Source organism: Aeromonas sp. QDB56 (assembly GCF_027705505.1).
Taxonomy (GTDB): domain Bacteria; phylum Pseudomonadota; class Gammaproteobacteria; order Enterobacterales; family Aeromonadaceae; genus Aeromonas; species Aeromonas caviae.
The window spans coordinates 1-20,098 of the sequence record NZ_JAPDBZ010000074.1; the positions used below are offsets into that span (position 1 = coordinate 1).

The window sequence follows — 20,098 nt, forward strand, 5'->3', positions numbered from 1 at the left end:
CCTATCTGGAAAAGGTACTGGATGCTGGGTTGGCTAAATTGACCTCAATTTAACAATTTGTTCACGCTCTCACCCTGCCATTAGATAGATATGTTGTTTTCATGTGGTTTTATGAGTCACCACGACGGATAAAAGTCTCCATAACTTATTGAGTCTTCTGGCACAAACAGGTTTTGGTACATTTTTCATCCAACGAACCATTCATAGAATCTCATATGGGGCTTTTGCCCCAACCAAGACAATAATCCTGTCTTGCCTGCTGCCGGATGCAGCAGTCTCTTGTGCCATGGAGTCGCACGGGAGCAGGTTCAAGGCCGACCACATTTACGACAGAGACGTCATTTATGATCAAAAAACTCATTCTTTCTACCCTGCTGCTGTGCGGGCTGGCCAACGCCGCGCCCACTTCCACCCTGGATGCCGTACTGGAGCGCGGTGTGCTGCGGGTCGGCTTCGATGCCGGCTATCAACCCTTCGAGATGACCAACAAGCAGGGCCAGTACATCGGCTTTGACGTGGATCTCGCCAAGATGGTCGCCAAGGAGATGGGCGTGAAGGTGGAGTTCGTCAACACCGCCTGGGACGGCATCATCCCCGCGCTCTTGACCGACAAGTTCGACGTCATCATGGGCGGCATGACCGTCACTCCCCAGCGCAACCTGCGCGTGAACTTTGCCGATCCCTACATCGTCGTCGGCCAGACCATCGTGCTTCGCAAGGACAAGGCGGGCGAAATCAAATCCTTCCAGGACCTCAACGATCCCAAATACAAGATCGCGGTCAAACTCGGCACCACCGGCGAGCAAGCGGTCAAGCGCATGATCCCCAAGGCCACCCTGCTGCAGTTTGAAACCCAGGATGACGCCAAGCTGGAAGTGATCAACGGCAAGGTGGATGCCTTCGTCTACGACCTGCCCTACAACGCCATCTTCGCGTCCCAGAACCAGGGCGCCGTGGTGCACCTCGACAAGCCGTTCACCTTCGAGCCGCTGGCCTGGGCCATCCGCAAGGGGGATCAGGACACCCTCAACTGGTTCAACAACTACCTGCGCCAGATCAAGGGCGACGGCAGCTACGACCGTCTCTACAAGAAGTGGTTTGAATCCACCGCCTGGCTGAACCAGCTCAAATAACCTCTCAAAGGGGCGGCATGCCGCCCCTTCACGCAGACTCCCCACACGATAACGACAAAAGAGGTTGTGACAGTGATCAACCCCAAACTCACAAGACAGATGGAAAAACAGCCCAATCAGCTGCTCTGGCACGGGATCTTCCTGCTGCTGGTGCTCGCCGCCATTTTCGGCATCTACAAGGCCGTGCAGGCAGTGGATTACACCTGGCGATGGGAACGCATTCCCCAGTACATCGCCTATCAGGCAGAACAGAAACACTATGCCGAGTTTGACGGCACCGTGGTCGCGGACAAGGGACAGCTCTTCCTGCAAGACGATCTCGACCCCAGCCGCCGTCAGGCCATCGCTCCCAAGGGCTCCCAGCTGGCTGAAGGGGATACCGTCTTCCTCGGCGATACCCTGGATGTGCAACTGAGCTGGACCGCTGGCCCCATCGCCTGGGGCGTCTGGGTCACGGTCAAGCTCTCCCTGGTGGCAGGCATCTTCGCCATCCTGCTTGGCACCCTGGCCGGGCTCGCCCGCCTCTCCCCCAATCCGGCCCTGCGCAACCTGGCCGTGACCTATGTGGAGCTCATCCGTGGCACCCCGTTGCTGGTGCAGATCTTCATCGTCTATTTCTTTATCGGCACCGTGCTGAACCTCGACCGATTCACCGCTGGTGTGGCGGCGCTCGCGGTCTTCACCGGCGCCTACGTGGCGGAGATCGTGCGCGCCGGCATCAGCTCCATTCACAAGGGGCAGATGGAAGCGGGCAGAAGCCTTGGCATGACCTCGGCCCAGACCATGCGCTACGTCATCCTGCCCCAGGCCTTCAAACGGGTGCTGCCACCGCTCGCGGGTCAGTTCATCAACCTCATCAAGGACTCCTCTCTGGTCTCCGTCATCTCCATCACCGATCTCACCAAGGCGGGGCGCGAAGTGGTCAGCTCCACCTTCAGCCCGTTCGAGGTGTGGTTCACCGTGGCCCTGCTCTATCTGGTGCTGACCGGCACTCTCTCCTTCCTGGTGCGTCGTCTGGAGGTGAAATATGCGCGCAGCAACTGATCCCGTTATCAAGGCGCCATCGGTGTCGAAATGTTCTGCCATCACCGGCACTCCCTGCCCCTTCCCGGTGCGTCGTCTGGAGGTGAACTATGCGCGCTGCAACTGATCCCATCATCAAGGCGACCGGTGTAGAGAAGTTCTACGGCACCGAGGTGCACGCCCTGAAAAACGTCAGCACCCAGGTGGCCGAAGGGGAAGTGGTGGTGATCGTGGGGCCGAGCGGCTCGGGCAAGTCCACCTTCCTGCGCACCCTCAACCAGCTGGAGACCATCAACGATGGCAATATCGTGGTCGACGGCATCAGCCTCACCGAACCCGGGGATGTCAACAAGCTGCGGGAAGAGGTGGGCATGGTGTTCCAGTCCTTCAATCTCTTCCCTCACCTGACGGTGCTGGACAACATCACCCTGGCCCCCCAGAAGGTGAGAGGGCTCTCTCGCCAGGAGGCTGAGGAGCGGGCCAAGGCCCTGCTGCTCAAGGTCGGTCTCTCCAACAAGGCCCAGAGCTACCCCTCCCAGCTCTCCGGCGGCCAGCAGCAGCGGGTGGCCATCGCCCGGGCGCTCGCCATGCAGCCGCGCATCATGCTGTTTGACGAGCCCACCAGCGCCCTCGACCCAGAAATGGTGGGAGAGGTGCTGGACGTCATGAAGGGGTTGGCCCGCGAAGGGATGACCATGGTGGTGGTGACCCACGAAATGGGCTTTGCCCGGGAAGTGGCGGACAGGGTGCTCTTCATGGAAAGCGGCGAGTTGCTGGTGGACGAGAAACCCGCCGACTTCTTCGACAATCCCCCCTCCCCGCGCCTGCGCCAGTTCCTGAGCCAGGTGCTATAACCCGCGATGCACCAGCACGAAGAGGGAGCCCATGGCTCCCTCTTCTATGCTTGCCTTCTTCACCCCCCCAGATCATCTCCCTGGCGCATTCCTTTTCGCAGCCTTTTGCCATCGGGTTGTCACCACGCCAACGAGCAAGGATGTTAATGAAATTTTAAATTCATCCGGTATGCTGACATCCAACTGGTCCAACCGGATGGCTCACATGGATGTGCAACTGCTCCTGCTCTACCTATCCCCCCTCTTTCTGGCCTTTATCGGCTGGGAGATGCTCTACCTGCGCAAGCATGGTGCCGCCTTTCCCACCGCCGGTTATCAGTGGAAGGATCTCTTCGCCAACGCCACCCTGGCGCTGATGCATCAGGGGGGCGATGCCCTGGCGGCCATCGCCATCGCCTACCTCTACGACGCCCTCTGGGGCTGGCGACTATTCGATATCGAACTAAACCTCTGGAGCCTTTTGCTGCTCTTTCTGTTGCAGGATCTCTGCTACTGGCTGTTCCACTTCGCGAGCCACCATGTGCGCTGGCTCTGGGCCTCCCACGTGGTGCACCACAGCTCGGAGCGGCTCAACCTCTCCACCGCCTTTCGCCAGAGCCTGATGTATCCGGTCTCCGGCATGTGGCTGTTTTGGATCCCCATGATCCTCATCGGCTTCCCCCCCGAGGCGGTGGTGGCCACCGTGCTCTTGAGCCTGGGTTTTCAGTTCTTCGTCCACACCCAGGTGGTGGGCAAGCTGGGCAAACTTGAATGGATCTTCAACACCCCCTCCCACCACAGGGTGCACCACGCCAGCAACGCCAGATACATCGATCGCAACTTCGCCGGCGTGCTCATCATCTGGGATCGGCTGTTTGGCACCTTCGTGGAAGAAGACTTGGGCGAGCCGTGCCGTTTCGGCATCACCAAGCCAATCCACAGCTTCAACCCGCTCACCCTCACCTTCCACGAGTGGCGCGACATGCTGCAAGAGGCCCGTGGCCTCCCCTGGCGGCAAAAGCTCGCCGTGCTGTTTGGCAAACCGACGGGCCCCACCAGCGGTTGACCCACCGACCAGGATAAAAAAAGAGCGCCCAGGGGCGCTCTTTTTCATGACAGGGACACCCCCCGGGTCAGACGTGAACGAAGGACCAGACGGCGGGGATCAGGCTCAGCAGCGTCACCCCGGCCAGCAGCCGTTCGCGCCCGCTGAGCCGCTGTTCGGCACCGAGCTGGCGACGGCTGTAGAGAAACAGCAGCAGACCCGGCCCGTAGAGCAGAAGCGACAGCAGCAGGTACTCCACCCCGGCGGCGTAGAGCAGCCAGAAACCATAACCGCTCGACACCATCGCCACCACCCGCATCAGGCCGCGGCCCTGCCCCCCCTTGCCACTGAAGACCAGCTTGAGCAAGAAGAGGCCGATGAGCAGGTAGGGCACCAGGATCATGGAGGTGGAGATGAGCAGCAGGTTGGTGTACCCCTTGCCAAGCAGCCACACCAGCAGCAAGCAGCCCTGCACCGTCAGGCTGGTAAGCCAGAGCGAGGCGATGGGGGTGCCGTTGCGGTTCTCACGCCGGAAGATGGCCGGGAAGGCCCCGTGACGCGCCGCGCTGAACGGCACCTCGGCCGAGAAGAGGGTCCAGCTCACGTAGGAGGCGAGCACCGACACGATGAGGCCGGCGCTGATGAGCAACTTGCCCCAGGAACCCGTCATCTGGGCCATCAATCCCGCCATGGAGGGGTTGGGCAGGGCCGCAAGCTCCGGGCGGCTCAATATTCCGAGCGCCAGCACCGAGATGAGCACATAGAGCAGCAGCGCCAGCACCACGCCGAGCACGGTGGCGGTGCCCACATCCCGCTTGTTTCTCGCCCGGGCCGAGAGCACAGCTGCCCCTTCGATGCCGGTGAAGACCCAGAGGGTGATGAGCATGGTGTTGCGCACCTGCTCGGAGACCGGTACCGCCAGGGTGCTGCCCTCCTGATCCGCCGCAAAGGTGACCGGATCGAACCAGTAGCAGGCGAACAGGATGAACAGCAGCAGCGGCAGGCTCTTGGCCAGGGTCGCCACCAGATTGAACAGGGCCGCCTGCTGCACGCCGCGGGCCACCAGCAGGTGCACCGCCCAGAGGATGCAGGACTCGCCGACAAAAGCTGCCAATGTGTTGCCCTCGCCAAACCAGACCCGCTCCGGCGTGTCGACGAAGCTGCCCAGCGCCGCGAAGGCGATCACCAGATATCCCACCACGCCGATGGTGGCACAGAGCCAGTATCCCCAGGCGGAGAAGAACCCCACCAGCTCGCCAAAGCCGGCCCGGGCATAGCTGTAGATGCCGCCGTCGAGCTCGGGTTTGAGCCGCGACAGGTAGAGGAAGCTCATGGCCAGCGCCAGTATGCCGACCCCGGTGACGGCCCAGCCGATCAGCACGGCGCGGGCGCCCGCCACATCGGCCATGTTCTGGGGCAGGCTAAAGATGCCGGCCCCCACCATGGAGCTGAACACCAGCGCCGTGAGGGACCAGAGCCCGATCTTGCTCTCTTTCATGGGCGCTCCTTAACGCAGCCGGCTGGCCAGCGCCTCGATGTGTTCCGGGCCGATGCCGCAGCAGCCGCCGATGAGGTTTGCCCCGGCTCTGCGCCAGCGCTCGGCCCAGCCGAGGTAATCCAGCGGCCCCAGATCGCCACGGATCTCGTCCAGACCGTCATTGGCAGTCGCCTCCTTGGGCTGGGGCGGGAAGGCGTTGGCATAGGCGCCGAGGCGAACGTCGGTGCGCCCCTGAACCTGCAACGCGGCGACGGCCACCTTGAGCGCCCCTTCAATCACCTCGGGCTGGCAGCAGTTGAACAGGATGGCATCCACCCCGGCCGACGCCAACGCGGTCACGGCATCCGCCACCCGCTCGCCGGAGCGCAGGGTGGGCTCACTGCCCGGCGCCTCGTCTTCCAGAGTAAAGGAGACCCAGAACGGCTTGCCGTCCTCGGGCAGCAGGGCCTTGAGGGCCAGGGGCTCGGCGATGAGGCTCATGGTCTCCGCCAGCCAGAGATCCACATGGGGTGACAGGGCACGGATAAGCGGTGTCGCCAGCTCGCTCACCCGCTCGGCCTGATAGAGGTCCGCACGATAGGAGCCAAAGAGCGGCGGCAAGGAACCAGCCACCTTGACGGCTCCCCCCTGCTCGTCGGCCACGTCTCGGGCCAGTTGCCCGGCCAGAGCCGCAAGTGCCTCCCCTTGGGCGGCAAAGCGTGCCTCGCCGATATGGAAGGGCACCAGGGCATAGCTGTTGGTGGTGATCACCCGGGCACCGCTCGTCGCATAGGCCTGGTGTACCTCGCGCACCGTCTCGGGCGCTTCCATCAGCGCCAGTGCCGACCACTCCGGTTGACGGAACGGCGCACCACGCCGCGCCAGTTCACGACCCATACCGCCATCGAGTACCCACAAATCCTGCTTGTCCATCTCTGTCTCTCTGCGTCTCCCCGCCATGACGGGTGTTTATTGTGTGAAACCACATTAAGCCATCAAAACATCTAGACGGCTAGAAATCCCAAATATCATGACCCAAAGTAGAACAAGAGGCAATCGGGGGCTACGAACAAATCCGGGCAAGCTCAGGATGATGGCGGCAAAGGGAGGTCTCCCCGGCACAGGCATCACCTGGCCAGGCACTGAAACGACAAGAGGCCACCCCGGGGGGTGGCCTCTTGTGAAACAGGGGATCAAGGCGGGCACAGCCGCCGATAACCAGGGGCTCAGCGCCCGGCCAGCACCCGCTTGGTCTGCTTGACCCAGTCGGAGACCCGGCCCTGCTGGGGATAGCCCTGCCAGATCTGCTCCCACTGGGCGGGGCTGAGGGGGCGGCCCAGCCGACGCTGCACCCCGGCATAGAGGTAGTCGTGGGCCGTGGTGCGTGCCTGGGCCGAGGTGAGGAACTTGGCAACAGGGTCAGTGAGACGCACGTCCCTCATGCCGAGCAGCGGATAGTCGCTGTGCACCGCCGCCAGCATGGTCTCGCGCATGGCGGATTCGATGTAACCCCGGGCAAACAGGGCGGTGACCGATTCAAGCGACCCTTGATCCGGGCCGTGATACTCCTCGTCGAACACCGGGCTGGGCTCTGCCACGGCGCTTTGCACCACCGCATCGGGATCCTGCTGCGGGACCACCACGGCAGGCTCGGGAGCGACGGGTTTGGCAGGCGTCACCGGCTTGCGCGGTGCGCTCTGGCTGCAGGCACCCAGTGCCAGGGCGAGCGCCACACAGGCCAGCGCACGGGAATGAGTCTTCATCTTCATGATTGCTAACGAACTCCTTTAGGATTCCTGAGCGGGCTTCTCATTGCTCGCAGGTTCTACCCGGGTGACCAGCAACTGGTCAATCTTGTAACTGTCGATGTCCACCACTTCGAACTTGTAACCGGCATATTTGACCGAGTCGGTGCGCTTGGGGATCTTGCGCAGCATGTACATGATGAAACCGGCGATGGTCTCGTAGTTCTGGTTTTCCGGGAACTCCTCGATGTCGAAGGCGCGCATCACGTCGGAGATGGGGGTCACCCCGTCCACCAGCCAGGAGTTCTCGTCCCGCTGCACTATCTGCTCTTCCACCACGTGGGTGGCCCACTCCCCCATGACGGTACTCATCAGGTCATTCATGGTGACGATGCCCACCACCAGGGCGTATTCGTTCATCACCACCGCAAAATCGCCGCGATGGTTCTTGAAGTACTCCATCGCCTCGTAGAGGTTGAGGGTGTCGGGAATGATGATGACGTTCTGCACCAGGGAGCCGCTGTTGAGATCGATGCTCTGGCCGCTGATGACGCGGATCAGCAGCTCCTTGGCATCCACGAACCCCTTGATGCTGTCGAGGTTGTGGTCGCACACCAGGAACTTGTTGTGGGGGTGCTCGGCGATCTTCGCCTTGATGCTCTCCTCCCCCTCTTGCAGGGTGAAGTAGATGAGGCTCTCCCGCGCCGTCATGGCGGAAGTGACACCCAGAGACTGGAGCTCGAACACGTTCTCGATGAGCTGGTGCTCCTCGCGTTGGATGACACCGGCTTCGGCACCTGCATCCATCACCGCATAAATATCGTCGGAGGTGATCTCGTCGTTGCGCACCATGGAGATGCGCATCAGCCGGAACAGGCCGTTCGCCATGCCGTTGAACAGCCACACCAGCGGCATCAGCAAGGTGACGCACAGCATCATGGGACGCACCACCACCACAGCGATCCGCTCGGGCATGGTCATGGCAAGGCGCTTGGGCATCAGGTCCGCTATCAGGATGAACATGCCGGTGACGAAGACAAACGAGGCCGCAGAGCTAATCTGGCCGAGCCAGGGCCCCTGGTAGAAGCCGGCAATCAGCTCCCTGATGGCGGGATTGAGGGCGGATTCCCCCAGGATACCGCCGAGGATGGCGACGGTATTGAGGCCTATCTGCACCACGGTAAAGAAGTTGCCCGGCTGGGCCTGCAATGCCAGCACCTTCTCGGCGTGGCGGTTGCCCTCGTCGGCCATCACCTGCAACTTGATCTTGCGGGAGGCGGCAAGGGAGATCTCGGAGAGTGAGAAGAACACGCTGCCGGCGACCAGCAGCATCAGAAAGAACAAACTATCGGCAAAACTCATGATTAACCTATTGCTACAGCCGCCTTAGCACAAGACGGCAAACTGGGCCCGGGAAACCGGACCGTGACTCCATCCGGGACTCACACAGGGGCCATATTCTAGCAGAAAAGCGCCCGCCGGGTGGCGTTATCTTGAACTGCCGTGCCATGCAATGAAAAAGGCGCTCAAAGCGCCTTTTTATTCAATCAGAGTTGGATTCCCGTCGTGCAGCCGCGACGGGAGCTCCACCCAAGGCGCCCCATCAGCCCTTGCCCAGCAGATCGCTCAGGTCATCGGCCTTGGTGTGACGCACATCCTTGCCCTTGACGTAGTAGACGATGTACTCGCAGATGTGCTGGCAGCGATCGCCGACCCGCTCGATGGCCCGTGCCGCCCAGAGCACGTTGAGCACCTGGGGGATGGTGCGGGGATCTTCCATCATGTAGGTCATCAGCTCGCGGATGATGGACTCGTATTCGCGGTCCACCTTGTCATCTTCCTTGTAGACCGCCAGGGCGGCATCCAGATCCATGCGGGCGAAAGCGTCGAGCACGTCGTGGAGCATCTTGATGGTGCGACGTCCCATGTTCTCCAGCGACACCAGCGGTGGCTGGGGCTTGTTGGCGTTGTCGGTCAGCATGCGGGCAATCTTGTCCGCCACGTCGCCGATCCGCTCCAGATCCGTGATGGTCTTGATGATGGCCATCACCAGCCGCAGGTCGGATGCGGTGGGCTGACGCTTGGCGATGATGCGGGTGCACTCCTCGTCGATCGCCACTTCCATGGCGTTGACCTTGTGGTCGTTGGCCACGATCTTGCGCGCCGCATCCAGATCCTGGCCATGGATGGCGGCGATGGCGTCGGTGAGTTGCTTCTCCACCAGCCCCCCCATCACCAGTACCTGATTGCGCACGCTCTCAAGCTCGGCATTGAACTGACCGGAGATGTGTTTGTTGAGGTTCATATTGTCCATACCAGTAATCCTTGTTGCTCCGATTATGCCTTAGCCGTTGAACTGACTGCCAATCTGTTTGTTGATGCCCATCTTGTTCATCTCAATCACCCTTGTTGCACCAACATGCCTTAGCCGTTGAACTGACTGCCAATCTGCTTGTTGATGCTCAACTTGCTCATCTCAATCAGCGGCATCCCTTAGCCGTAACGACCGGTAATGTAGTCTTCGGTCTTCTTCTTGGCCGGGGTGGTGAAGATGGTGTTGGTATTCGAGTACTCGATGAGTTCCCCCATGTACATGAACGCGGTCTGATCCGAGACCCGCGCCGCCTGCTGCATGTTGTGGGTCACGATCACCACGGTGAACTGGCTCTTGAGCTCGTTGATGAGCTCCTCGATGGTGAGGGTGGAGATGGGGTCCAGCGCCGAGGTCGGTTCATCGAGCAACAGCACTTCCGGCTCGATGGCGATGGCACGGGCAATCACCAGACGCTGCTGCTGACCGCCGGAGAGACCAAAGGCGTTGTCGTGCAGACGATCCTTCACCTCCTCCCACAGGGCAGCACCGCGCAGGGAACGCTCGGCGGCCTCGTCCAGGGTACGGCGGTCATTGATGCCCTGCAGGCGCAGGCCGTAGACCACGTTCTCGTAGATGGACTTGGGGAAGGGGTTGGGGCGCTGGAACACCATGCCCACCTGACGGCGCAGGGCGGAGACATCCACGCTCTTGTCGTAGATGTTGTGGCCGTGCAGCTGGATCTCCCCCTCGATGCGGCAAATCTCCACCAGATCGTTCATCCGGTTGATGCAACGCAGCAAAGTGGACTTGCCGCAACCGGACGGGCCGATGAAGGCGGTGACCTGACCCTTGGGGATCTTCATGTTGACGTTGAACAGCGCCTGCTTGTTGCCGTAGTACAGGTTGAGATCCTTCACCTCCAGCGCAGTCTGCTCCGGGGTCAGGTTGAGCAGGTCGGTGGCGGTGTGCGGGGCCGAACTCGGTGTTACGTTGATCATCTGTTTACCTCAAATTCTCTTGGTGGCAGCGTGCAAACGTCTTGCCCGCTGCCGGAATATCTGGCTGGCAGGGAAGGCCCCTGCCCGTCTCTGTAATGGCTGGATTAATGTTCCAGCGACCGGAATTTCTCGCGCAGGTGGTTACGAATACCGATCGCCGTCAGGTTGAGGCCGACGATCACCGTCACCAGCAGGAAGGAGGTGGCGTAGACCAGAGGACGCGCCGCCTCGACGTTCGGGCTCTGGAAGCCCACGTCATAGATGTGGAAGCCCAGGTGCATGAACTTGCGCTCCACGTGCAGGTACGGGAAGTTGCCGTCCATCGGCAACGTGGGAGCAAGCTTCACCACCCCCACCAGCATCAGCGGCGCCACCTCGCCCGCCGCACGGGCGATGGCCAGGATAAGGCCGGTCATGATGGCCGGGCTGGCCATGGGCAGCACGATGCGCCACAGGGTCTCGGCCTGGGTGGCACCCAGCGCCAGCGAACCCTGGCGAATGGTGCTCGGGATCCGGGCCAGCCCCTCTTCGGTTGAGACGATCACCACCGGCAGGGTCAGGATGGCCAGGGTCAGGGCTGACCAGATGACACCGGGGGAGCCAAAGGTCGGGCTCGGCAGCGCTTCCGGGTAGAAGAGGCGGTCGATGCTGCCCCCCAGGGTGTAGACAAAGAAGCCCAGGCCAAACACGCCGTAGACGATGGAGGGCACCCCCGCCAGGTTGATCACCGCGATGCGGATGATCTTGGTCAGGCTGTTCTTGCCCGCATACTCGTGCAGGTAGACCGCCGCCACCACCCCGAGCGGGGTCACGATGATGGCCATCAGGATCACCATGAAGACGGTACCGAAGATGGCAGGGAAGACGCCGCCCTCGGTGTTCGCCTCCCGGGGGTCATCGGAGACGAACTTGCCAATCTGGTGGAACCAGTGACCCACCTTGGCCATCAGGCTCATGTCGTTGGGCCAGACTACATCCAGCACCCGGGACATCGGCATGGTCACCAGCTCGCCGCGCATGTCCTTGACGGTGATGCTGTCTCTGTCCGCCTGGGTACGCAGGGAGAAGAGCTCTTTCTCCAGCACCTGGTAACGGTCGTTGAGGGCCTGACGCTCGCTCGCCAGCTCGGCTTTAAGCTGATCGGTCAGCTTGTCATCCAGCTCGGCCTTGCGCTCTTTCAGGCGCAGGCGCTCCAGCTGATAGTTGATGCTGCCGATGGCCCCTTTTTGCAGGTCGTTGGCTTGGCTTGAGAGGCCGTTGGCACGGGCCAGCACCCGCTGCAAGGCGGGATGCAGATCCGTGGTCAGCTCCTGGCCATCTTCCTTCACCGAGGTGATGTAACCATAGAAGTTGCCGTTGGTGGCGCGTTCCACCATGGCGAGCTCCGCCGGCTGGGCGCGCGATTTGATATCGGTCTCCAGCACCCAGCGAAAGTCGAGGTCCACGAACTCCCGGTTGCCGGTCTTGACCAGATAACGGGTAATCTCTTCGCGATCCTCCCCTTCCAGCGCCTGGCCTGCGGCGCGCAGGCGCTCCACCGGCACCAGCTCCCGGTCGTTGATCTCGCCAATCAGGACGCTCTTGTTGCCGCTTGCATCTTCAAGTTGCCACTCATAGATGGGATGGGGCCAGAAATAGACCAGACCACGCCAGCCAATCAGCAACAACAGACCCAGTACGGCCACCAGACTCAGGCTGACGGCGCCCCCCGTCATCCAGATCCAGGGGGCCCCCGATTTAAACCACTTACCCATTGTCGATTCCTTAGTCCTTACAGAGAGCTGTACTTTTCACGCAACCGCTGGCGGACGAATTCGGCCAGGGTATTGAACAAGAAGGTGAACACAAACAGCACGAAGGCGGCGAGGAAGAGCACCCGGTAGTGGGAGCTGCCCACCTCCGATTCCGGCATCTCCACCGCGATGTTCGCCGCCAGGGTCCGCAGCCCCTGGAACATGGAAAAGTCCATGATGGGGGTGTTGCCGGTGGCCATCAGCACGATCATGGTCTCGCCCACGGCGCGGCCAAGGCCCATCATAACCGCCGAGAAGATGCCTGGGCTCGCGGTGAGGATCACCACCCGGCTCAGGGTCTGCCACGGGGTCGCCCCCAGCGCAAGCGAGCCCTGGGTCAGGTGCTTGGGCACCGAGAAGACCGCGTCTTCGGCGATGGAGAAGATGGTGGGGATGACCGCAAAGCCCATGGCGATACCGACCACCAGGGAGTTGCGCTGGTCAAACTTGATGCCCATGTCGTGGGTCAGCCAGATGCGCGAATCACCGTGCATGAAGGCGTTCTCGATGATGGGGCTCAGGGCGAAGGCGCCCCAACCGATGAACAGCAACACAGGGATGAGCAGGATGGCGTGCCAGCCTTCCGGCAGCCAGGTGCGGCCTCGCTCCGGCAGATAGTTCCACACTAGGGCGGTGAGCAGCATGCCCATGGGCAGCAGGATCAGCAGCAGGATCACCCCGGGCAGGGCCCCTTCGATGATGGGCGCAAGCCACAGACCCGCCAGGAAGCCGAGGATGACGGTCGGCAGCGCCGCCATGATCTCCACCGTCGGCTTGACGTATTTGCGCAGCCCCGCCGACATGAAGTAGGCGGTATAGATGGCACCGGCGACACCCAGGGGCACCGCGAACACCATGGCATAGAAGGAGGCTTTCAGGGTGCCGAACACCAGGGGCACCAGGCTCAGCTTGGCTTCGAAGTCGTTGCTGGCGGAGGTGGACTGCCACACGTACTGGGGCTCGGGATAGCCTTCATACCACACCTGTTGCCAGAGGGCAGACCAGGTTACCTCGGGGTGATCGTTCTCGACGTCAAAGACCTTGAAGTCATCCCCCTGCTGGGTCAACAGCAGGTTGTGGCGAGGAGAGATGGCAACGGCAGCCAGGTTGCCCCCGTCAATCTTCTCGCCAAGCAGCTTGGCTTCGCCGGTGGCATGGAAGAAGTTGATGGTGCCGTCGCTGCCTGCGCTGATGAAGCCCTTGCGAAAGTGCTCGGGGGTCAGCAGGGCGACCGGCGCGTCACCCTTGAAGTCACGGATCTGGGTGAACTGGCGCTTGCCATCCTTTGCCACCTCGAACCACTGGGAGATGACGCCGTTGTCGTTGCCCACCAGCAGGGAGGACGCACCGGAGAGCAGGGCCACCTGGGTCACGCTGGCATTGGGGGCGTTGATCTCCATGACATTGCGCAGGGAGATGTCGCTCAGGTTGTGGATGTCATAGACCGACAGGCGGTTGCCCTCGCGCACGAACAACAGGCGCAGGTTCGGGGTCAGCAGCATCTGGTCAACATGGCGTGGCAGGGACGGAATGGTGTAGGTCTGGCTGCTCCACTCGATTTCGCCGGAGAGGAAATTCTCCTCGCCGCTCATCACCATCAGCACACCACGACCATCTTCGGTCACGGCCGCAGTCGCCATCTTGTCCTTGGTCGCCTCGAAGACCATGCGCGTCAGCGCCTTGCCCTGGGGATCGATCACCACGGGGGTCTCGCCGAAGGGATATTGCAGGCTGGGCTCAATGACGCGAACGTCATTGGGATAGGAGATCTTGAAATAGGGTTGCACCACCTGAGCCTTGCCGTTGGCAAACCCATAGGCGATGAGTTTCTGGCCCGGCGCAGGCGGCGCGACCGCCGTGATCTCGCCGTTCACCTGCGCCTCGCCAATCACCTGTCCGGTCTTGATCTTGCCATCCGGTTGCACGGCAAAGAATTTGACCTTCCCCTGGTCGCTGAAGCGGTAACCTATCTCGTTTTGCTCCTCGACCCCGAGCCAGGCGGTTTTGCCCTTGATGGGCAGGGTGAAGGAAGCGGTGCTCTCCATGCTGGCGCCATTGAAGATGGGCTTCACCACATAAAGCAGGTAGAAGAAGATAAGCAACAGCGCCACCAGCACCAGGGCTCCCCCTGTGGTGACGCCATATTTGGCCAATTTATCCTTGATCCGGCGTTTTCGACTGCCCGCCATGACCAGATTTAACGATTCCGATGACATGCAAGACCTCAATGTGAGCTAGGCTTGGCGGCATTATATGGCGGATGCATGACAGTTTTGTTACATCAACAGCGGCAAAGAGCGCAGGCTCCATCGGGGGGTGGCAGTTGGTATTCGGGGGGAAGCAGGCAGCCGGTCTGGCAGTGAAATAAAAGCAAACGGGGCCATCAGGCCCCGCTGTCATCTTGAGGAAGCGCCTCTTTCGCGGCGAGTCTGGCCGCCTTCTTCTCGGCGCGGCGCCGTTTGAAGAAATCCGACAGCTGGGCCGAGCAGGCGTCGGCGAGCACCTCCCCCGTCAGTACCACCTGGTGGTTGTGGCGGGGATCCAGCAGGATGTCGAACACAGACCCTGCCGCCCCCGTCTTCAAATCCCGGGCACCATAGACCACCCGCTTGACCCGGCTGTGGATGAGGGCGCCGGCACACATGCAACAGGGCTCCAGCGTCACATAGAGGGTGGTGTCGAGCAGGCGATAGTTTTCAAGCTGCTTGCCCGCTTCCCGAAGCGCCATCACCTCGGCATGGGCGCAGGCGTCGTGCTCGCTGATGGAGCGATTCCACCCCTCTGCCACTATCTTGTCCCCCAGCACCAGCACGGCGCCTACCGGGATCTCGCCTATCCCCTCCGCCCTGGCGGCCAGGGCCATGGCATGGCGCATCCAGCGTTCGTCCTGCTCGCGCTGGCTGATCTGTGCTGCAACTTCAGATGGTTTCACGCCCTGATCCTCTCGTCGATATGATGTCGGCTTGCCTGGCCCCTGCACGGCATCGGCCGCGCACTCCCGGATTGCTGCGTCCCGGCCCTGGGCACACCGGGCCCCTTCCCCCTCGCGCTAGCCGGTAGCCCACGGCAGAAGATGCTGTCAATGAAAGAGAGGCCAAAGGCCCCGGCGACATCGGAACGCCCCGAGTTGGGTGTTCGCCACCCTGTGCCCGCCTAAGGGGGCGGCGATTATGCCAAAACTCCGGCCAGGGCCCAAGTTGCATCTTGGCTGAACAATAAAGAAGCAGTCGGCATCTCCCTGATAAAAAAGGAGTTGCGCCCGCCAAATCATCCGATTAGACTTCCTCCCCGTCAGCCGAGCTGACTCCGTCGGTGTGTAGCGCAGCCAGGTAGCGCATCTGCATGGGGTGTAGAGGGTCGGAGGTTCGAATCCTCTCACACCGACCAAATTCCCCGAAAATAGCCCAGTCAAACGACTGGGCTATTTTTTTGCCTGCACACCCGACGCTTGCCTCTTTTTCCTCTCGCCTCCCCCGTTCATCGGGTCGCCGCTTTTTATTGGCATGAATTTTATACAGATCCATTTGAAGCTTTCATAAAGTGCCGCTAGGATACGCAACTTTTCCGCCGGCCATAAAAACAGGGAGGTGGACACTAGGGTGATGGAATCACCGACCGGCTTGCAATCAATGAGGCAAGCATCCATGACCCAAGCTGTTGACTCCCAGCCCGTTCAGCCCCTGATCTCCCCCACGCCCTCCGAGCTCGATTCCGCAGAGCACGGGTTTGGCAGTTCAGTGCACCTCGATGTGATCGATCTCGCCGCCCCGGATGAAGATTACTGAGACGAGCCCGTGCCATAGTGCGGTTCAAGACGCCGGTTTTGCTGTCCGGCACCACCCTTGACCCCGGCCAACAGACCGCCACCGCAAATAACGATAAAATGCTAGTTTTTCTTCAAAAATCAGTTTAATTGACCATCTTCTGCGCCCCAACCTCCCTCTCCTTCATGGACACGCCGTGATACAAACCTACGTTATTGCTCGTCATTTCCCTCTCTCATGTTCGCCTTCGCCATTTTGACCCAATTTGACATTTTAGTTTTAAACATCAGTTCACTACCCGGTCACTTCATAGCCCTCATGCAGGCTGGATTGAACGAAGGCATTTCATACAGCTGTTTTTGCAAAGCTTGGAGTAATGTCGGGATTTGTTTTTGCATTTGTAATTTTATTACGTAATTAGTTACATTTTTAACCCATCCCCTCTACCGAAATCCTCCCCCCTGCCGCCCCGGCGACCCAAGAGCATAACCATCTGCAAAGAGCTTTTACACTAATCACATAAATCCATTTAAAACAGCATCTTAACTATCATCAAAAAACACCCGTTTTAAAAATCAAGTTGACGAATCCGCCATTCTTTTGCACCTTATGAATCGTGTTACCCCGCTGTTACGGGGAGTTTGAAAGAAAGGGATATAGACGTTAGTCGTAGTTAATAAATTCAAAATGTAACTTTTGGAGGAGTACCCACTATGTCGGCACCGGCCCAGACCATCAGCAGCACCCGCCTGCACATTCAAGGCGAGATGCTTCCCGATTACGCGCAGATCCTGACGCCGGATGCGGTGGCCCTGGTGTCCGAACTGGTGGAACGTTTCGCTCCCCAACGCAATGAGCTGCTGAAGCAGCGAGTCGCACGCCAGGCCCGTATCGATGGCGGCGAGTTGCCGGACTTCCTGCCAGAGACCGCCCATATTCGCGATGGTGAGTGGACGGTGCGCGGCATTCCCGCCGATCTGCAGGACCGCCGTGTGGAGATCACCGGCCCGGTCGAGCGCAAAATGGTGATCAATGCCCTCAACGCCAACGTCAAGGTCTTCATGGCCGACTTCGAGGACTCCCTGGCCCCGGCATGGAACAAGGTGATCGAGGGCCAGATCAACCTGCGCGATGCGGTCAACGGCACCATTGCCTACCAGAGCCCGGAGGGGAAGGCCTATACCCTGAATCCCAACCCGGCCGTGCTCATCTGCCGGGTTCGCGGTCTGCATCTGCCGGAGAAGCACGTCACCTTTGATGGTGCCCCCATTCCCGGCGGCCTGTTCGACTTCGCCCTCTATTTCCTGCACAACCACAAGGCGTTGCTGGCCAAGGGCTCCGGTCCCTACTTCTACGTACCCAAGCTGCAGAGCCATCTGGAAGGGCGCTGGTGGAGCGAGGTGTTCGCCTGGACCGAGGACAAATTCGGTCTGCCCCGCGGTACCATCAAGGCCACCGTGCTCATCGAAACCCTGCCGGCGGTATTCGAGATGGACGAGCTGCTCTATCAGATGAAGGATCACATCGTCGCCCTCAACTGCGGTCGCTGGGACTACATCTTCAGCTATATCAAGACCTTGAAAAACCACCCGGATCGCGTCCTGCCGGATCGTCAGGTGGTGACCATGGACAAGCCGTTCCTCTCTGCCTATTCGCAACTCCTTATCAAGACCTGCCACAAACGCGGCGCGCTGGCGATGGGGGGCATGGCCGCCTTTATCCCGGCCAAGGATCCGGCAGTGAACGCCGAAGTCTTCGCCAAGGTGAAGGCGGACAAGGAGCGTGAAGCGAACAACGGCCACGACGGCACCTGGGTCGCCCACCCCGGCCTCGCCGATACCGCCATGGCGGTGTTCAACGCCACCATTCCGGTGGGTGCCCAGAACCAGATCGGCGTGCTGCGCGAGCAGGATGCCCCCATCACGGCCGCCGACCTGCTGGCCCCCTGTGAGGGTGATCGCACCGAGGCGGGCATGCGCACCAATATCCGCGTCGCCCTGCAATACCTGGAAGCCTGGATCAACGGCAATGGCTGCGTGCCCATCTACGGACTGATGGAAGATGCCGCCACCGCCGAGATCTCCCGCACCTCCATCTGGCAGTGGATCCGCCACGGCAAGACCCTCTCCAACGGTCAGGCAGTGACCAAGGCGCTGTTCCGCCAGATGCTGGCCGAGGAGCAGGAGGTGGTCAGAGGCGAAGTGGGCGAGGCCCGCTGGCAATCGGGCCGTTTCGCCGAGGCAAGCGCCCTGATGGACGAGATCACCTGCGCCGACACACTCATCGATTTTCTGACGCTGCCCGGCTACGAGCGGCTGTGAGACCCGGGCCGGTAACGGCCCCCATAACAAGTCAATGGAAACGTGAAATCAATGAAAGAGGGAACTGATATGGCACTGACCCGTGAGCAACAGATCCAGGCTATCGAGAAAGACTGGGCAGAAAACCCCCGCTGGAAAGGGATCAAGCGCGGCTACAGCGCCGAGGACGTGGTGAACCTGCGTGGCAGCCTGCAGCCGACACACACTCTGGCCCAACGCGGCGCCGACAAACTGTGGGAGCTGATCCACGGCGGCGCCAAGAAAGGCTATGTAAACTGCCTCGGCGCCCTGACCGGCGGCCAGGCGGTGCAGCAGGCCAAGGCCGGCATCGAAGCCATCTATCTCTCCGGCTGGCAGGTGGCGGCGGACAACAACCTCTCCTCCACCATGTACCCGGATCAGTCCCTCTACCCGGCCAACTCCGTCCCCTCCGTGGTGGAGCGCATCAACAACTCCTTCGCCCGGGCCGACCAGATCCAGTGGGCCAACAAAGTTGGACCAGAGGACAAGGGCTTCATCGACTATTTCCTGCCCATAGTAGCGGATGCGGAAGCCGGTTTCGGCGGCGTGCTGAACGCCTTCGAGCTGATGAAGGGGATGATTGAAGCGGGCGCCGCCGGCGTACACTTCGAAGATCAGCTCGCGTCCGTGAAAAAATGCGGCCACATGGGCGGCAAGGTACTGGTCCCGAGCCAGGAAGCGGTGCAAAAGCTTATCGCAGCCCGCCTCGCGGCAGATGTCTGCGGTACCACCACCCTGGTCATCGCCCGCACCGACGCCAACGCAGCGGATCTGCTGACCACGGATGCCGATCCCTACGATGCCGGCTTCCTGACCGGTGAGCGCACCAGCGAGGGCTTCTACAAGGTGCAGGCCGGCATCGAGCAGGCCATCTCCCGCGGCCTGGCCTACGCCCCTTACGCCGACATGGTGTGGTGCGAGACCGCCAAGCCCGATCTGGACGAGGCGCGCAAATTTGCCGAGGCCATCAAGGCCCAGTACCCGGACAAGATCCTGGCCTACAACTGCTCCCCGAGCTTCAACTGGAAGAAGAACCTGGACGATGCCACCATCGCCCGCTTCCAGCAGGAGCTCTCCGACATGGGCTACAAGTACCAGTTCATCACCCTGGCGGGTATCCACAACATGTGGTTCCACATGTACGAGCTGGCCTACCAGTACGCCCGTGGCGAGGGAATGAAGCACTATGTCGAGATGGTGCAGCAGCCGGAATTCGCCGCCGCCGAGCGGGGCTACACCTTCGTGGCGCACCAGCAGGAAGTGGGTACCGGTTACTTCGACAAGGTGACCACCGTCATTCAGGGCGGCCAGTCGTCGGTGACCGCGCTGACCGGCTCGACCGAAGAAGATCAGTTCCACTGATAGCTGTGTAATGCTCGCAAACAAACCCCGGCCAAGTCCCGGGGTTTGTCGTTATGGGGCTTAGAACCTATCCCAGTAGGCGTAATCGTTGAAGGCAGTTTGAACACGGACAGCGCGCAGAAACCGGAGCGTACTGTAGTACGTGAGGATTTCGAGCACTGCCCAGGTTCAAAATGGCGAATAAGATAGCCTATTGACATCCTCCCCCACCTTAGCGCTTCGCGTCACAGGAGGGGGATTCCCATTACTGGGTGATAGCTGCTCGCGCA

At 60.9% G+C, this 20,098-nt stretch carries 17 protein-coding genes and 1 tRNA gene; 9 read left to right on the forward strand and 9 right to left on the reverse strand.

Annotation, left to right across the window (positions count from 1 at the left end):
* Window positions 1-344 precede the first annotated feature (344 nt).
* The 5 genes from OKB81_RS12665 (at window position 345) to OKB81_RS12685 (ending at window position 4,055) form a co-directional block, all read left to right on the forward strand.
* Window positions 345-1,133 (forward strand): transporter substrate-binding domain-containing protein, encoded by a 789-nt coding sequence (locus tag OKB81_RS12665; RefSeq protein ID WP_010675255.1) that lies wholly within the window; start codon window positions 345-347, stop codon window positions 1,131-1,133.
* 99 nt (window positions 1,134-1,232) lie between these two features.
* Window positions 1,233-2,177 carry an amino acid ABC transporter permease gene (locus tag OKB81_RS12670; RefSeq protein WP_041201654.1) on the forward strand — a complete coding sequence of 315 codons (945 nt, stop codon included), beginning with the start codon at window positions 1,233-1,235 and terminating at the stop codon, window positions 2,175-2,177.
* Window positions 2,161-2,283, forward strand: coding sequence for a hypothetical protein (locus tag OKB81_RS12675; protein ID WP_258555843.1), 123 nt, complete (start codon window positions 2,161-2,163; stop codon window positions 2,281-2,283). Before OKB81_RS12670 ends, OKB81_RS12675 begins: the two co-directional genes overlap by 17 nt.
* Complete coding sequence (locus tag OKB81_RS12680; protein ID WP_010675257.1) at window positions 2,267-3,010, forward strand: amino acid ABC transporter ATP-binding protein; 744 nt, start codon at window positions 2,267-2,269, stop codon at window positions 3,008-3,010. Before OKB81_RS12675 ends, OKB81_RS12680 begins: the two co-directional genes overlap by 17 nt.
* A gap of 205 nt (window positions 3,011-3,215) precedes the next feature.
* The gene (locus OKB81_RS12685) at window positions 3,216-4,055 is read left to right on the forward strand and encodes a sterol desaturase family protein (RefSeq protein WP_270664187.1); all 840 of its coding nucleotides are present in this window, start codon (window positions 3,216-3,218) and stop codon (window positions 4,053-4,055) included.
* Between the two features lie 67 nt (window positions 4,056-4,122).
* Here the strand turns inward: OKB81_RS12685 and OKB81_RS12690 are convergent, their stop codons facing one another.
* The 9 genes from OKB81_RS12690 to tadA form a co-directional block, all read right to left on the reverse strand.
* Complete coding sequence (locus OKB81_RS12690) at window positions 4,123-5,532, reverse strand: basic amino acid/polyamine antiporter (RefSeq protein ID WP_052815414.1); 1,410 nt, start codon at window positions 5,530-5,532, stop codon at window positions 4,123-4,125.
* Window positions 5,533-5,541: 9 nt separating this feature from the next.
* The gene (locus OKB81_RS12695; RefSeq protein WP_039040257.1) at window positions 5,542-6,444 is read right to left on the reverse strand and encodes a homocysteine S-methyltransferase family protein; all 903 of its coding nucleotides are present in this window, start codon (window positions 6,442-6,444) and stop codon (window positions 5,542-5,544) included.
* Between the two features lie 293 nt (window positions 6,445-6,737).
* Complete coding sequence (locus tag OKB81_RS12700; protein ID WP_160838645.1) at window positions 6,738-7,280, reverse strand: hypothetical protein; 543 nt, start codon at window positions 7,278-7,280, stop codon at window positions 6,738-6,740.
* An 18-nt stretch (window positions 7,281-7,298) separates the two neighbouring features.
* Window positions 7,299-8,618 (reverse strand): hemolysin family protein, encoded by a 1,320-nt coding sequence (locus OKB81_RS12705; RefSeq protein WP_041213150.1) that lies wholly within the window; start codon window positions 8,616-8,618, stop codon window positions 7,299-7,301.
* Between the two features lie 241 nt (window positions 8,619-8,859).
* The gene (gene phoU, locus OKB81_RS12710; RefSeq protein WP_029314752.1) at window positions 8,860-9,570 is read right to left on the reverse strand and encodes a phosphate signaling complex protein PhoU; all 711 of its coding nucleotides are present in this window, start codon (window positions 9,568-9,570) and stop codon (window positions 8,860-8,862) included.
* A gap of 179 nt (window positions 9,571-9,749) precedes the next feature.
* On the reverse strand, window positions 9,750-10,568 hold the full coding sequence (gene pstB, locus OKB81_RS12715) for a phosphate ABC transporter ATP-binding protein PstB (protein ID WP_010675264.1): 819 nt from the start codon (window positions 10,566-10,568) through the stop codon (window positions 9,750-9,752).
* Between the two features lie 104 nt (window positions 10,569-10,672).
* Window positions 10,673-12,322 (reverse strand): phosphate ABC transporter permease PstA, encoded by a 1,650-nt coding sequence (gene pstA / locus OKB81_RS12720; RefSeq protein ID WP_045524164.1) that lies wholly within the window; start codon window positions 12,320-12,322, stop codon window positions 10,673-10,675.
* A 17-nt stretch (window positions 12,323-12,339) separates the two neighbouring features.
* Entirely contained in the window at window positions 12,340-14,577 is a 2,238-nt protein-coding gene (locus OKB81_RS12725; protein WP_160838643.1) for an ABC transporter permease subunit, read from the reverse strand.
* 167 nt (window positions 14,578-14,744) lie between these two features.
* The gene (gene tadA / locus OKB81_RS12730; RefSeq protein WP_103242896.1) at window positions 14,745-15,293 is read right to left on the reverse strand and encodes a tRNA adenosine(34) deaminase TadA; all 549 of its coding nucleotides are present in this window, start codon (window positions 15,291-15,293) and stop codon (window positions 14,745-14,747) included.
* A 378-nt stretch (window positions 15,294-15,671) separates the two neighbouring features.
* Between tadA and OKB81_RS12735 the strand changes: the two genes are divergently transcribed.
* From OKB81_RS12735 to aceA, 4 genes are all read left to right on the forward strand, one after another.
* A tRNA-Pro gene (locus OKB81_RS12735) sits at window positions 15,672-15,748 on the forward strand.
* A gap of 257 nt (window positions 15,749-16,005) precedes the next feature.
* Window positions 16,006-16,146 (forward strand): hypothetical protein, encoded by a 141-nt coding sequence (locus OKB81_RS12740; protein ID WP_010675269.1) that lies wholly within the window; start codon window positions 16,006-16,008, stop codon window positions 16,144-16,146.
* A gap of 692 nt (window positions 16,147-16,838) precedes the next feature.
* Complete coding sequence (gene aceB / locus OKB81_RS12745) at window positions 16,839-18,446, forward strand: malate synthase A (protein ID WP_160838641.1); 1,608 nt, start codon at window positions 16,839-16,841, stop codon at window positions 18,444-18,446.
* Window positions 18,447-18,515: 69 nt separating this feature from the next.
* Entirely contained in the window at window positions 18,516-19,829 is a 1,314-nt protein-coding gene (aceA, locus tag OKB81_RS12750; protein ID WP_010675271.1) for an isocitrate lyase, read from the forward strand.
* Window positions 19,830-20,098 lie beyond the last annotated feature (269 nt).

Bases quoted from the DNA above. Each gene is read 5' to 3' on its own strand.
- OKB81_RS12665 (WP_010675255.1), top strand. From the start codon at position 345: ATGATCAAAAAACTCATTCTTTCTACCCTGCTGCTGTGCGGGCTGGCC.
- OKB81_RS12670 (WP_041201654.1), top strand. From the start codon at position 1,233: ATGGAAAAACAGCCCAATCAGCTGCTCTGGCACGGGATCTTCCTGCTG.
- OKB81_RS12675 (WP_258555843.1), top strand. From the start codon at position 2,161: ATGCGCGCAGCAACTGATCCCGTTATCAAGGCGCCATCGGTGTCGAAA.
- OKB81_RS12680 (WP_010675257.1), top strand. From the start codon at position 2,267: ATGCGCGCTGCAACTGATCCCATCATCAAGGCGACCGGTGTAGAGAAG.
- OKB81_RS12685 (WP_270664187.1), top strand. From the start codon at position 3,216: ATGGATGTGCAACTGCTCCTGCTCTACCTATCCCCCCTCTTTCTGGCC.
- OKB81_RS12690 (WP_052815414.1), bottom strand. From the start codon at position 5,532: ATGAAAGAGAGCAAGATCGGGCTCTGGTCCCTCACGGCGCTGGTGTTC.
- OKB81_RS12695 (WP_039040257.1), bottom strand. From the start codon at position 6,444: ATGGACAAGCAGGATTTGTGGGTACTCGATGGCGGTATGGGTCGTGAA.
- OKB81_RS12700 (WP_160838645.1), bottom strand. From the start codon at position 7,280: ATGAAGATGAAGACTCATTCCCGTGCGCTGGCCTGTGTGGCGCTCGCC.
- OKB81_RS12705 (WP_041213150.1), bottom strand. From the start codon at position 8,618: ATGAGTTTTGCCGATAGTTTGTTCTTTCTGATGCTGCTGGTCGCCGGC.
- phoU (WP_029314752.1), bottom strand. From the start codon at position 9,570: ATGGACAATATGAACCTCAACAAACACATCTCCGGTCAGTTCAATGCC.
- pstB (WP_010675264.1), bottom strand. From the start codon at position 10,568: ATGATCAACGTAACACCGAGTTCGGCCCCGCACACCGCCACCGACCTG.
- pstA (WP_045524164.1), bottom strand. From the start codon at position 12,322: ATGGGTAAGTGGTTTAAATCGGGGGCCCCCTGGATCTGGATGACGGGG.
- OKB81_RS12725 (WP_160838643.1), bottom strand. From the start codon at position 14,577: ATGTCATCGGAATCGTTAAATCTGGTCATGGCGGGCAGTCGAAAACGC.
- OKB81_RS12740 (WP_010675269.1), top strand. From the start codon at position 16,006: ATGACCCAAGCTGTTGACTCCCAGCCCGTTCAGCCCCTGATCTCCCCC.
- aceB (WP_160838641.1), top strand. From the start codon at position 16,839: ATGTCGGCACCGGCCCAGACCATCAGCAGCACCCGCCTGCACATTCAA.
- aceA (WP_010675271.1), top strand. From the start codon at position 18,516: ATGGCACTGACCCGTGAGCAACAGATCCAGGCTATCGAGAAAGACTGG.